Raw genomic sequence first — 12,956 nt, 5'->3', positions numbered from 1 at the left:
CACAGTAGTGCGACGACGGTGCGCGACGATCCTGCCGCGCTCCCCGGCCCGACCTCTTCGCCTGGCGGTAGCAGGTCAGGAGGCGCCCACCACCTGTACCAGGACGATCTTGACGATGATCCCCAGGGCGAAGAGCGCCGCATACCCGGAGTCGATCCGTTCATCGGCGCTGCGGCCGTTGGCGTAGGCCAGGATGGCCGGCTGCCCGACGAGACCGGCCAGACCTCCGGCGGCCCGGGCCGGGCTGACGCCCACGACGCGGGCCACGAGGACCATGAGGAGCGCGCCCGTCCCGACGACCGCCGCGGCCAGGATCGCCGTGCGCAGCCCGAGCAGCGTGAACGCCTCGGAGGTGAAGGCCTGTCCGGCCGACAGGCCCGTGGCCCCGAGGAAGAGCAGCAGCCCGAGCTGGCGGATCGTGAGGTTCGCCGGCCCGGGCAACCCCCAGACGAGGGGCCCGGTGCGCTCCAGGCGACCGAGCACCATCCCGACCACGAGCGGGCCGGCCGCGGACCCGAGCGCGAGGGTGACGCCGCCGGGCAGGGGGATGCTGACCAGGCCGACCGCCAGGCCGAGCGCGAGGCCCACCCCCAGGGAGAAGGCGTCGACCTCGCTCACGCGACGCTCGGAGTCTCCCAGGAAGGTGCTGACGTCACGCAGCCGACCCCGTGGCACCACGACGCGCACGCGGTCGCCCAGCTCCAGCACCAGGTCGTCGGTGGCCAGCAGGTCGAGGTCCCCGCGCCGCACCCGGGTGACCACCCCCTCGAACCGGGCCGGGAAGTCGAGCTCACCGACCGTGCGCCCGGCGACGGCGGGCCGGGAGACCAGGAAGCGCCGGTAGTCCACCTCGCGACGGTCGTGGGCCAGGTGCTCGTCGACCCGGTGGCCGAGGTGGTCCGCGGCGCGACGCACGGCGTCCTCCGGGCCGACGACCACGACCCGGTCACCGACGAGCAGGTGCTCGTCACCGACCACCCGGGTGCGGCCGTCCCGGCGCAGGTAGGAGAAGCGCACCGTCCCGTCCCGGGACCCGGGCACGGCCTCGACGGGGCCGGGACGCGTCACCTCAACGCTGATGTCGACCAGCCCCTCGCCGGCGGCGGCGTCCCGGTCGCGGGGGGCGGGCCACCGGCGGGCGAGGACCCAGGAGACCACGAGGATCGTCCCGACCACGCCGACCGGGTAGGAGATGGCGTAGCCCACGGCCGGTTCCTGGCCGCCGGCCTGCGCGGCCGCCGCGGCCAGGGCGGGTGTGGAGGTGAGCGACCCCGCGTAGGCCCCCGCCGTCAGGGCGGGTGACAGGTCGAGCACCCGGGCCCCGGCCACGGCGACGCCCGCGACGACGGCCAGGACGAGCACACCGCCTCCCATGAGGGGCAACTGCCGCCGCAGGTCACGGAAGAAACCGGCGCCCGCGGCCACGCCGACCGTGTAGACGAACAGGGCCAGACCGAGCGTCTGGAGCAGGGCCAGGCCCTCACCCAGCCGAGGGTCCAGCCCTCCCACCGCCAGCCCCACGAAGAGGGCTCCCGCCGGGCCGAAGCGCACCGGGCCGAACGGGACCAGACCGACGAGGGTGCCGAGCGCGAGGACGATCATGATCGTCAGCAGGGGGGTGTCGGCCAGGACGTCGAGCATGACCGACATGCTCGCACCTGACGGGCCGCCTACCCTGGGCGGATGGGCCACCACCTGCTCGCCCGGGCCGGGGGAGCGGCGTTCGCCGCCGTGTTCGGCCTCACCGCACGCCTGCGGGGCACCCGTGCCCTGCACCCGGTGGGTGTCTGCGGGACCGGGGTGCTGACGACGGCCCCCGGACCGACCAGCGGGGTGGCCGTGCTCGACGACCCCGGCCCGCACCCGTGCCAGGTCCGGTGGTCAAGGGCCACGGGGCGGCAGGAGGGCCTCGACGTCGAGGGGCTGGCGCTGCGGCTCCAGGGGACCGGCGCGGGTGACCTGCTCCTCGCCTCGACCGGGACGGGCGTGCTGGGACGGCACCTCCTGGTCCTGCGGCGCCCCCGGCGGCACGGCACCCTGACGACGCTGCTGCCGCTGGAGACGGCGCGGGGGTCCCTGCTGGTGCGCCTGGACCCCGTGGGGCGGGGCGGGGCGGCGGACGGCCCGCCGACCGCATACCGGATGCTCGTGGCCTCCCCCGGGCGGCCGTGGCACCAGCGGGGCGAGCTGCGGATCGGGTGGACCGAGGACGACTGCACGCGCCGGCACGACCCCGTCGGCCACCCACCCGTCGGCACCTGGACGCACCCTGCCTGGGAGCGCCTGCGCGGCCCTGCCTACGCGGCGTCCCAGCAGGTGCCGGCGCGAGTCCGGACCGCGGGCGCGGTCACGGACGACCCCACCTGAGCGGGCCGGCACGACCCCTTGCCGGGGGTGACGTGGCGGCGCCATACTGCAGGACAGGCGCGTCGGAGGGCGGAGCGGTCATGGCAGCAGCGGTGCGGACGGGACCCGTCCGATGAGCGAGGTGGTCACCCGGCCGCTGATCCTGGTGCGGGGTTTCGGGGGGCTGGACATCGGGGCCGAGCAGGCCAACGCCTACCAGGGTTTCAACGAGGGGACGGTCTACCCCGGGCGGCGCGGGGACAACTACATCTACGAGGGCTTCCTCCTGCGCGCCCTGAAGTCCCGCGACTATCCCTACGAGGACGCCACCAACGTGGTGGGCTACTACTCCTCCCCGGTGACCTCGCCCGGCGGTGACCTGGACGGCTGGGATCCCGAGGACACCGAGGGGACCGTCGTCATCGACCACCACGTGGCCCGGCGTGTCCTGGCCGAGGCCACCAAGGGCACCCTGTGGGTCTACCGCTTCTACGACCTGTCCCCGAGGTCGCTGCAGCGCTACGGCGAGGGCCTGGTCCACCTCATCGGGCTGATCCGCAAGGCGGTCGAGCGACGCGAGCCGGGCTCCTTCACCGGGGTCGACCTGGTGTGCCACAGCATGGGCGGCCTGGTGATGCGCGAGGCGCTCCTGGCCATGGAGGCCGACCGGCCCGGTTCCGCGCCCGACCTGGTCCACCGCATCGTGACCCTCGGCACCCCGCACCGGGGGATCGCCTTCCAGCGGCTGCCCGCCTGGCTGGTCACCTCGCTGCCCGGGGCCCGGGAGGGCTCGGACGAGCTGGTCTCCTTCTCCCCGGAGAGCACCCGCTTCCGGGAGATCGAGAAGGTCTTCCCGATGGAGCGGATCCTCACCGTCGTCGGCACCAACCACCGCAGCTACAGCGTCGGCGGGGCCAGCGTGCTCAACCGCCTCTCCAGCCTCATGGACGAGGGGACGCTGGCGACCAACCGCAGCGACGGTCTGGTCAAGCACTCCTCGGCCCAGCTGCCGGGCGCTCCCCGCACCTTCGTGCACAAGAGCCACGGCGGTCTCGACTCCATCGTCAACTCCCGCGAGACCTACGAGATCGCGATGCGCTTCCTGCACGGCACCCACAAGGTGAGCCTGTGGCTGGAGGAGGCGCAGATCACGCGCGGGAAGGACTGGTTCGGGGAGAGCGAGTTCTACTTCGGCGTCAGCATCAAGCCCCGGTACGTCGACTTCGAGCTCTTCCACCAGAGCCCCGAGGCGGAGAACTGCTACGGCCCCTTCAGCCGCAGCGACCTGGCTGACGAGCTGCCCGACCTGGCGACCGAGCTGCGCAAGCCGCTCGCCGAGCGCGGTGACGACACCCGGGGGTGGGCCGGTCCGGACCGGCTGGTCTGGGAGGGGTGGATCGACGGGCGGATCCGCCCGTCCACCTCGCAGGGCATCGTCTTCCGGCTCGACGTCTACGTGGGGGAGCGCGACGGATTCGGCATCGGTTTCTCCGACAACGTCATCTTCCGCAAGCAGTACTACGTCCAGGTGTTCCCCGGCGAGACGCGGGCCGAGCTGTTCCTGCACACGGGCGAGCAGTACCTCGGGCAGCGCAACGCCAAGGACGCGGCGGCCCTGGCCGCGATCGCCGCTGAGCAGGCCCACCTCGGCGTCAAGGCCCCGGTCCAGCACCTGCAGGAGATCAAGTCGCGACCGGGGTGGTACCTCGACGTGGAGGGCACCGGTTTCCGCGCCCGCCTCCGGGTGGCCTTCGCCGCCAACCGGAAGGACCCCGTCGGGGGATGAGGGAGCCGCGGGCCCGGCCCGTCACCGGACCCGCGGCGCTGCCTGTTCCGGCAGGCAGCTAGCGACGCAGCCCCCGGAGGTCGACCTGCAGGCCCACGGGGTCGACGTACCAGCAGTGCACGGCACCGTCGGCCGTCGGGTCGAAGCCGGGCACGTCCACCGTCACGAACGGACCCTCGCCACCGGGCAGGACGACCTCCACGTACTTCGGGACGATGACCTCGGTGCTGCCCACCACGTGGAAGGGGCTGCCGAAACCGGCCGGTGTGAGGAAGGTGCGCACCTCACCCTCCTCGCACTGCAGGAGCCGCTCGTTCGTCCACGAGGGTGCGGGGCCGGCCACGGCCGGGACCGCCGGCGCCAGGCCCAGACCACAGGTGAGTACCGCCGTGCCGACGAGGCGCACGATCATGACGCCCGCCCCCCGTCGAGGGCCCCGACCTGCTGCAGGAAGGAGGCGACCAGCAGGTAGACGTGACCCTCCTGCACGAGCCCGCCCGCGATGCGGTAGCTCACCACCAGGGGGATCCGGACCTCGCGCCCGGTCGCGGGGACCCCCGCGAAGTCCCCGGTGTGGGTGCCCACGACGGCCGCCTCGAGGACGGCGACGCCCTCGCCCACGGTGGTCCGGACCGTCTCGGCGCGGGCGTCGAGCGCGACGTGGTAGACGTGGTGCAGCATCCCCGCCACGGCCTCGCGCCCGAGGTGGTCCTGCCCGGATGCGACGTCGTGGAAGACCGCGTCCGGGGCGATGAACGACGGATCGTGGCTGCTCGTGTAGGCGTCCAGCACGCGCCGGGTCTCCTCGACGGACTGCTCCCGCCGGACGGGATGCGTCTCCTGGATGCTCATGGCTCCTCCTTCTGGTCTCCCGGCGTCGTGCCGGGTCCCTCGGACGCTAGGAGCCGGGTGTTCCCGCGGTGTTCCCGGAGCCGAGCCGGGCGGAGACGGCCTGCTCGACGTCCGCGTCGCCGGCCTGCGCCACCGCGGCCCGGGCGGCGGCCGTCGCCGTGCGGCTGTCGGCGTGGCGACCCTGCCGCCGGTGCAGGCTGGCCAGGTGCGCGTGCGCCACGGCGAGGTGACGGGCGTTGTGCGACCCCCGCAGGAGGGCGATCTCCTCCGTGCGCGCGGCCACGGCGGACGACAGGTCGCCCAGCGTCTCGTGGACGTCGGCGGCGATCCGGCAGCCGACGCTCAGGGTGTAGCGGTCCCGCGTGCGCCGCAGGATCCTCATCCCCTCGTTCACCGCCCCCAGGGCCTCCTCGGGCCGCCGGAGCAGGAGGAGCACCCGCGCTCGGTGGATGACGATGACACCACGCCGCAGGTGGTCCTGGCCGACGCCGTCGCGGGCCAGGGCCCGGTCGAGGACCGACAGGCCCTGTGCGGGCTCGTCCAGGGCGACGTGGGTCATGGCCAGGTAGTCCAGCGCCCACGCCGCGAGGTCCCAGCTGCCGCCGTCCTCGAAGACCTGGGCGGCCCGCCGGAGCAGGGGCAGGGCCTCCCGGGCCCGCCCCCGGCGGTGCAGGGTCCAGCCGATCTCGGTCTCGAGCATCGCCCTGGCCAGGTCGTCGGTGGTCTCGGCCAGAGCCAGCTCCAGGACACCGGCCGCGTCCGCCATCCGCCCGCTGCGGTAGTGCAGCGCGGCCAGCCGCCGGGAGCACCGGGCCCGGTCCAGCGGCCGGTCCGCGAGGGCCAGCCCGGCACGCAGGGCCTCCTCGGCCCCCACCGGGTTCCCCAGCAGCTCCCGGCACCGGGCCAGGTCGAGCCAGCCCTCCACCGCGGCCGGCACCAGAGCGGCCCGAGCCTCGGGCGGGCTCTCCCCGAAGGCGGCCAGGGCTCGCTCCAGCACGCCGGCCGCCGTGTCGGGGGCGAAGGAGCGCAGGGCCCGGCCGCCTGCCGCGAGGCCTGCCGCGGCGGCACCGGGCGCCCGGTCGGGGGAGGGGTATGCGGTCCAGGCCGTCAGGGTGTGGCCGGCCGCGGCCTCCTCCAGGTCGGGCCGGCCGGACTCCCGGGAAAGTGCTCCAAGGGCCGCGGCCAGCTGGTCGTGCGCCGCGCAGGCCTCGACCGCGCTCAGGTCGGCGATGACCACCTCCCTGAGCAGGGGGTGGATCGGGCGCGGGCCGGACGGCCCCGAGGTCAGCAACGAGCGCGCCTGCAGCACCCGGACCGACCGCTCGGCTCGCTCCTCGCCGACCATCCTGGCGAGCAGGGGCAGCGTGGCCCGCTCGCCGGACAGCGCCACGAGCACGAGCGTGTGTCTGGACGACGCGTCCACCTCGGCCAGCCGTCGGCGCAGCAGCTCCTGCACCCGCTCCGGCACGTCGTGGCCGCCGGCGGGTGAGCTGCCCGCGCTGCGGGCGAGCTCGATGAGGAAGAAGGGGTTGCCGGCGCTGCGCGCGACCAGCTCGCAGACCACCCCCTCGCGCCCCGCGTCGTCCGTGTCGTTCTCCCAGAGCAGCCGACGTGCCAGCTCGGAGGCGTCCTGCGGGCTCAGCGGGGAGACCCGGAGTGCGAACGTCGCGGAGGGCACGCTCGGCAGCGGGTGGTCCGTCTCGTCGCTGCGCCCGGCCAGGACGAGGCTCCAGCGGCGCCCGGCCACGAGCGCGCACAGCCGGGACAGCAGCGAGCGCAGCGCCGGGTGCGCCCAGTGCACGTCGTCCACGACCAGCACCAGGGGCTCCGCGCATTCGTCGAGCAGGTCCGCCACGTCGTCGGCGAGGCGCACGGCCGACCACCCCTCAGGTCCTCCGGAGCCTCCGCGCTCGAGGACGTCGACCAGGGGGTGGGATCCCGCCCGTGCCGCCGGACGGAGGGCCGGGAGGAGCGCGGTGAAGGGCCCGCCCGCGTCCTCGCTCACGCACGTGGCCTGCAGCACGAGGCAGCCGCGCTCGCGCAGACCGTCGACGGCGCGTCGCAGGAGGTGGGTCTTGCCGATGCCCGCCGGCCCGAAGAGCACCCAGCTGTCGCCGCCCCGGGCCGTCGTCGGCAGCCGGGCCTCGATCCACCGCAGCTCGTCCCGGTGACCCACCGTGGGGTCGACGGCGGCGGGGCTGCCGGGGCCGGAGCGCAGCCGGTCCGCCAGGCGGCGCAACTCCGGCGGTGGGGGCCGCTGCAGCTCCTGGGCGTGCACCAGGCGGCACTCCTCCCAGGCGATGCCCAGCTCGGAGGCACCGCGGGCGGCCGCGGCGTCCAGCACCTCCGACCAGGCCTCGACGTGGCAGGGCTCGAGGGTCAGCACCCGGCCCCAGTCGCTGGCCAGGCCGCTGCCGCGGGCGAGGGCGAGCGCGGCCTCGCTGATGAGGGCCTCGTGCCTGCGCCGCGGCTCCTGGGCCCAGTCCTCGTAGAGATCCTCGGAGAGCAGCTGGTCGGCACGCGCCAACACCGCCCGCAGATCGGCCCACTCCACCGGCCCCGCGCGTCCGTCCAGGACGCGTTCGGCCAGGGCCACGTCAGAGTCAAGGTCGGTGCGCACCTGCACCGACCCGGTGATCCACACGGTGGCCGAGTCTCCCTCGAGCAGTCCGGGCCCGAGCACCACCCGGGCCTGGCTCAGTGCCTTGGAGACGTTGCGCAGCCCCCGCTCCGGCGGCAGGTGCCCGAAGAGACGGTCGGCCACCACCTCGCGCGGCACGGAACGGGTGGGGGAGAGAGCCAGGAGGGCTACGAGGCGACGGGCAGCCGGGCGCGGCCAGTCGTCGCGCCACCCAGCCGTGGTGCGGACCGCCACCCTGCCGACCAGTCGGACCTCGAGGGTCCTACCGGCCCCCGCCGGAGCCATGGGCCGAGCCTAGCGGCGCGGCGGGGGCACGGCAGGGTGCGCCGACCCCGGCGCGACGCCCGTCGGTCAGTCCGTCACCACCAGGGTGACCTCGGCGCTGAAGATCTCGTCCTCGAGGTCCGGGAAGACCGCCTCGAACCGGCTCACGTAGGTGCCGGGGTCGAGGTCGAGGATAACCCCGGCCGTCTGGTAGGCGGTCAGTCCCTGCCCGAGCATCGGGTGGAACCGCACCGGAGGCCGCAGGACTGGGACCTCGACGAGGTCCCCGACGGTCCCGTCGGGCGAGACCTGCGCCAGCTCCACGCGGTAGTCCGTCCCCGCAATGATGTCCACGACCTCGTCGCGCGTCATCCCGTCCTCCTCCTCCCACCGCCACCAGGTGAAGGCGGTCACCCCGGCGAAGACGTCGTCGTCGGAGAAGGTGTAGGTGGCCCCGTCCTCGTAGAGGGTGTAGGCACACTCCCGGTATGAGGTGACGATGCCTGTGTGGGTCCGCCCCTCGCGGATCTGGTTGGCCGCCACGATGCCCGCGTTGACGACCTGCTGGGCGGATCCCCGGGTGCAGGGGTCCGGCGGGGCCGCTGCTGCGCCGCCGGCCGCCGCCGTCACTCCCGTCATCGCCAACGCCGCCGCGACCGCCGCCGACCTCACCCCGGTCGAGTAGTTGTCCATGTCGTCCTCCCTCGGTTCCTCCCCGGCACCGTGCCGGTAGGAGGAACGTAGGGAGGGAGTGTTCCCGCGGTGTTCCCGGTCAGTCGGCGACGGAGAGCAGGGCCTCGCAGGCGTCGGCGCAGGCCGTGCAGTCCCGGGCGCACATCTGGCAGTGGTCGTGCTCGTGCTGGCCACACTCCGCCGCGCACTCGCGACAGACGGCGATGCAGGCGCGCACGATCTCCTCCCAGGAGTCGCCGTTCGGACCGGGGCGGGACAGGACGTCGGCGGTCGTGCGGCAGATCTCCGCGCACTGGTTGTCGAGGTCGATGCAGCGGACCATGTGCTCCACGTGGTCCCCGTGCAGGCAGGCGTCCGCGCACGTCGCGCAGCTGGAGGCGCACCGGGCCGCGGCCTCGATGGCGGCCCGCAGCTGCGGCAGGTCGAAGGTGTCCTTGGCCGGGTGGGTGCTGAGGATGTCGTCCATGGGTCCGACGGTAGGGCGAGCGGCACGGGAGCGCATCCCGGGCCGTGACCGCCCCGGGGCGCCCCCGGCAGGGCCGGGTGACGCTCCTGGGACGTCGGCCGCGGCACGGGCCACCGCGTCGAGCAGCTCGGGCTGGCCGATGATCCGGAAGTGACCGGACGTGCGCAGCGGCAGGTTCACCGCTCGCGGCAGGCGGCTGCCGCCGGGGATGTGCGGGTCGAAAGCACCCCATATGGAGGTGATCCGGGCGTTGAGGTCGACCTGCTCGCCGAGGGAGCGCACCGTCGCGTCCCGCGGCGAGAAGGGGCGCAGGTGCGGGTGCGGGAGGAACCGGGCGTAGAGCGAGCCCGCGAAGGGGCTCGCGATGGCGATCATGCGTGCGATCCTGCCCTCGGGGTCCTCGTGCAGCATGGCGTACTTGCCGATGAGCCCGCCCTTGCTGTGGGCGACGACCAGGACGTCCCGGAGGTCGTGCTCCCGCAGGTATGCCGCCACGTGGGCGGCGCTCGCGGCGACCGGTGCGGTGTTCCACCGCAGCCGGGTCAGGACGTGCACCGGATGACCGGCCTCCGACAGCAGGTCGGCCACGGGCCGCAGGAACTGCCACCGCTCGTAGATGCCGGGCAGCAGCAGGACGGGGGCGCGGCGGTGGGGGAGCGGCCCTCGAGATAGGCGGCCGGGTCGGAGCGCCGGACCAGTCCCGCCACCTGGTGGCGCACGACATACCCGTAGTCCAGCAGCCACGACCACGCGTGGCGGTGCAGGGCGCCGAAGCCCCTCACGCCGGACACTGCCCGGCCACCGCCCGGGCGTGCTCGAGGACGGCGGAGGCGACCTGGTCGGGGTGGGTGTGCATCGCGACGTGCGCGGCACCCTCGATCTCCACGACCCGGGTGCCCGCCAGGCGGCCCATGTGTGCGGCCCAGGGCCCGGTGGCGATCGGGTCGCGGTCCCCCCGCACCACGAGCAGCGGGACGCGCAGGCGGGGCAGGGCCTCCTCGGTCCGGTAGTCGAGCATGACCGGGAGCGTCCGGAGATACCACCGCAGGCCGGTCCTCGCGTAGCCGCTCAGAACCGTCCAGTTGGTCGTCGGCGGCTCGCGCAGCACGTCGTGGGCGAGCCGCAGGGCCTGGCGGGCCGCAGACCGCGCCTCGGGGTCGACGACGCCGCCGATCGCCACGACACCTGCATACAGGTCAGGCTCCTGCAGGGCCGCCTCCACGACCACCTGCGTTCCCATCGAGTGACCGACGAGGTGCGGGTGGGGGAGTCCGGCCGTCCGGACGTAGGCGTTCAGCACCCCGGCGTGGTCCTCGATGCCCAGCGGCCTGCCCGGGCGGGGTGCCTGGCCGAAACCGGGGAGGTCGACGACGTGCACGCTCCCGGACGGCGCCAGGGCCCGGGCGAGCCGCGCGTGGTAGAGCGCCGAGACGCCGATGCCGTGCACCAGCACGAAGTGTGGCCCGGTGTCGCTCTCGTGCGGGGGCCGGTGGACGAGCATGGTGCGGTCGCCGTGCCGGAAGGTCTCGATCGTTCGCCACCGCATGGGCGAACCCTACGTGGGCGGGCGGCGGGCACCGTCCAGCTGCGGCACGACCTCGGAGGCGACGAGCTCGGTGTGGGCGAGGTCGGACAGGTCGAGCATCTGCAGGTAGACCCGCTCGGCGCCGGTCCGCTCGCGCCACACCCCGAGGCGGTCGACGACCTCCGAGGGGGTGCCGGCCAGGCCGTTGTCACGCAGCTCTCCCAGGTCGCGGCCGATGGCCTTCGCGCGTCGGCGGAGCTCGGCCTCGTCGCGACCGACGCAGGCCACGAGCGCGACCGAGCGTAGGACGCTGGCGGGGTCACGGCCCACGGCCCGGCAGGCCTCGTCGACCCGGCGGTACTGCGCGACGGTCGCCTCGATCGTGGGGAACGCCATGTTGAACTCGTCGGCGAAGCGTGCCGTCAGCTCGGGGGTGCGCCGTCTGCCCCCGCCGCCCATGACGATGGGCGGCCGGGGGTCCTGGACCGGCTTGGGCAGGGCGGGGGAGTGGCTGATCCTCAGCGTGCGCCCCGCGTAGTCGTAGTGCTGACCCGGCGGGGTGCCCCACATCCCGGTGATGACCTCCAGAGCGTCCTCGAGCAGGTCGAAACGTCCCCGCGCGTCCGGGAACGGCACGCCGTAGGCCTCGTGCTCCTCGGCGTACCACCCGGCGCCCAGTCCCAGCTCGACCCGGCCCCCGCTCATCTGGTCGACCTGAGCGACGCCGACCGCGAGCAGACCCGGGTGCCGGAAGGTGACCGACGTGACCAGGGTGCCCAGCCTGATGGTGCTCGTCTCGCGCGCCAGGGCGCCGAGGGTGATCCACGAGTCCGTGGGCCCGGGGCTCCCGTCGCGGCCCATCGCGAGGAAGTGGTCAGAGCGGAAGAAGGCGGAGTAGCCGCAGTCCTCGGCCGTGCGGGCCAGGCGCAGCTGGTCCTCGTAGGTCGCTCCCTGCTGCGGCTCGGTGAAGATCCTCAGGTCCATCCGGTCAGTCTGCCCGCAGCGCCTCCTGCCTCGCGCGCCACGCCTCCTCCCGACCCGGGGAGACCGCGATGTCGAGCTCGTTGCCCTCCGGGTCGGCGATCGTCCAGCAGCCGTCCTCGACCGCCTCGCGGACCACACGCCCGCCGGCGGCGACGGCTGTGGCCACCCTCTCGGTGACGCGGTCGTCGGGGACGAAGACGTCGAGGTGTATGCGGTTGCGCTGGCTCCGGCGCGCCTCGTCGGCCGGGTCGAGGTCCTGGAGGAAGAGCACGACGTTGAGCCGACGCGGGTCGACGAGGTCGGTGACACCGGGGCGAGGGTCCTCCTCGTAGGCCAGCGCGGCCCGCCAGAAGGATCGGACCGCGGGGATGTCGACGGCGTCGACGCCCACCTGGACGAAGCGGGGGAGCGTGACGTCCGCGGTCAGACCCAGGTCCCGGGCGGCCTGCTGGATCCTGGCCGCCAGGGGCCGGTAGCCCTCGTGCATCTCCCAGCGGTCCTTGCCGGTGTCGATCGTGACCAGACCCGGCCGCACGTCGATCCCGACGGGCAGGTTCGCCTCGTCGGCCAGGGCGGCGACCGCCTCCGTGAGCTGCGCGGCCGCTCGGGGCGTGGGGACGGGGTAGCAGGCCATCGCCGCGAACGGCAGCCGCCAGTCCTCGGTGTCCTGCCCCTCCCAGCGGTCGGACCCCTCCGGCAGGGGGAGCACGTCCACCTCGTTGCCCTCGGCGTCCGCGACGGTGGCGTAGTAGCCGTGCTCGGCGACGTGCCGGGCCGGCCCGGTGCGAAGGCTCCCGAGCGTCGCGGCCGCGACCGGCTGGGTCGTCACCGCGTCGAGGTGGATCCGGTTGCGCAGGGGTCGTGGCGCGTCCATGTCCTGGAACCAGATGGGCGGATGGCGCCGACCGGGGTCCATCACGTCCTCGTCCCCGACCTGGACGTAGCCGAGGGCGGCCTCCCAGAAGGCGCTCACGGTCGCCTGGTCGAGCACGTCGAAGGTCAGCTGGACGTCCTGCAGGACCGTGGGGTCGGCCGCGAGGCCGACACCCTCGGCCGCCCGCGCCACGGCGCGGGCGGCCTCGACATGCTCGGCCCGGAAACCTCCGTCCTGCGGGCCGAGGGGAAGGCGAGCCCGGACCCCGGTGGCCCGGACGTCGAGGTCGAGGTCTACGGCGAGATCCAGCTCGGTCACCGCCGCCGCGAGCGCAGCACCGGCGCGGTGGGAGGAGGCGGCATACCAGGCGCTGGCCCCCGACCCGAGCACCCTCCAGTCCCCGGTGCCCCCCGCCAGCTGGAACTCTCGCGCCGTCAACGGCCCCGCGTGCTCGCTCATGAGCCCAGCATGGGGGAGATGGCGGACAGGTGACGTCCGCAGGACCTCAGACGCCGCTCACGTACC

12 protein-coding genes are annotated in these 12,956 nt (G+C 74.4%); 2 read left to right on the top strand and 10 right to left on the bottom strand.

Annotated features, from left to right (window positions below):
* Nucleotides 1–75: 75 nt before the first annotated feature.
* Entirely contained in the window at nt 76–1,650 is a 1,575-nt protein-coding gene (locus E3Z34_RS09235) for an aspartate-alanine antiporter-like transporter (RefSeq protein ID WP_134773353.1), read from the bottom strand.
* Nucleotides 1,651–1,683: 33 nt separating this feature from the next.
* Here E3Z34_RS09235 and E3Z34_RS09230 point away from each other — a divergent pair, with 33 nt between their 5' ends.
* The gene (locus E3Z34_RS09230; protein WP_134773352.1) at nt 1,684–2,367 is read left to right on the top strand and encodes a hypothetical protein; all 684 of its coding nucleotides are present in this window, start codon (nt 1,684–1,686) and stop codon (nt 2,365–2,367) included.
* 112 nt (nt 2,368–2,479) lie between these two features.
* The gene (locus E3Z34_RS09225) at nt 2,480–4,132 is read left to right on the top strand and encodes an esterase/lipase family protein (RefSeq protein ID WP_134773351.1); all 1,653 of its coding nucleotides are present in this window, start codon (nt 2,480–2,482) and stop codon (nt 4,130–4,132) included.
* 58 nt (nt 4,133–4,190) lie between these two features.
* Here the strand turns inward: E3Z34_RS09225 and E3Z34_RS09220 are convergent, their stop codons facing one another.
* The 9 genes from E3Z34_RS09220 to E3Z34_RS09180 form a co-directional block, all read right to left on the bottom strand.
* Nucleotides 4,191–4,544 carry a hypothetical protein gene (locus E3Z34_RS09220; protein ID WP_134773350.1) on the bottom strand — a complete coding sequence of 118 codons (354 nt, stop codon included), beginning with the start codon at nt 4,542–4,544 and terminating at the stop codon, nt 4,191–4,193.
* Complete coding sequence (locus E3Z34_RS09215; protein WP_134773349.1) at nt 4,541–4,984, bottom strand: ester cyclase; 444 nt, start codon at nt 4,982–4,984, stop codon at nt 4,541–4,543. The genes E3Z34_RS09220 and E3Z34_RS09215 overlap by 4 nt, the downstream gene beginning before the upstream one ends.
* Nucleotides 4,985–5,030: 46 nt before the next feature.
* The gene (locus E3Z34_RS09210; RefSeq protein ID WP_134773348.1) at nt 5,031–7,910 is read right to left on the bottom strand and encodes an ATP-binding protein; all 2,880 of its coding nucleotides are present in this window, start codon (nt 7,908–7,910) and stop codon (nt 5,031–5,033) included.
* Nucleotides 7,911–7,976: 66 nt separating this feature from the next.
* Nucleotides 7,977–8,582: a hypothetical protein gene (locus E3Z34_RS09205; RefSeq protein ID WP_134773347.1), complete on the bottom strand. Its 606-nt coding sequence runs from the start codon at nt 8,580–8,582 to the stop codon at nt 7,977–7,979.
* A 79-nt stretch (nt 8,583–8,661) separates the two neighbouring features.
* On the bottom strand, nt 8,662–9,636 hold the full coding sequence (locus E3Z34_RS18895; protein WP_238695095.1) for a four-helix bundle copper-binding protein: 975 nt from the start codon (nt 9,634–9,636) through the stop codon (nt 8,662–8,664).
* Nucleotides 9,591–9,830: a hypothetical protein gene (locus E3Z34_RS17985; RefSeq protein ID WP_194092404.1), complete on the bottom strand. Its 240-nt coding sequence runs from the start codon at nt 9,828–9,830 to the stop codon at nt 9,591–9,593. The genes E3Z34_RS18895 and E3Z34_RS17985 overlap by 46 nt, the downstream gene beginning before the upstream one ends.
* Complete coding sequence (locus E3Z34_RS09190) at nt 9,827–10,594, bottom strand: alpha/beta fold hydrolase (protein ID WP_134773346.1); 768 nt, start codon at nt 10,592–10,594, stop codon at nt 9,827–9,829. The genes E3Z34_RS17985 and E3Z34_RS09190 overlap by 4 nt, the downstream gene beginning before the upstream one ends.
* 9 nt (nt 10,595–10,603) lie before the next feature.
* A complete protein-coding gene (locus E3Z34_RS09185) occupies nt 10,604–11,557 on the bottom strand; it encodes an LLM class F420-dependent oxidoreductase (RefSeq protein ID WP_134773345.1) in 954 nt (317 codons plus the stop codon).
* 4 nt (nt 11,558–11,561) lie between these two features.
* Nucleotides 11,562–12,890: a VOC family protein gene (locus E3Z34_RS09180; RefSeq protein ID WP_158288652.1), complete on the bottom strand. Its 1,329-nt coding sequence runs from the start codon at nt 12,888–12,890 to the stop codon at nt 11,562–11,564.
* Nucleotides 12,891–12,956 lie beyond the last annotated feature (66 nt).

Source organism: Ornithinimicrobium flavum, assembly GCF_004526345.1.
In the GTDB taxonomy this organism is placed as follows: Bacteria; Actinomycetota; Actinomycetes; order Actinomycetales; family Dermatophilaceae; genus Ornithinicoccus; species Ornithinicoccus flavus.
Note: the sequence above shows the minus strand (reverse complement) of the source record. Positions and strands in the feature narration are given on the sequence as shown.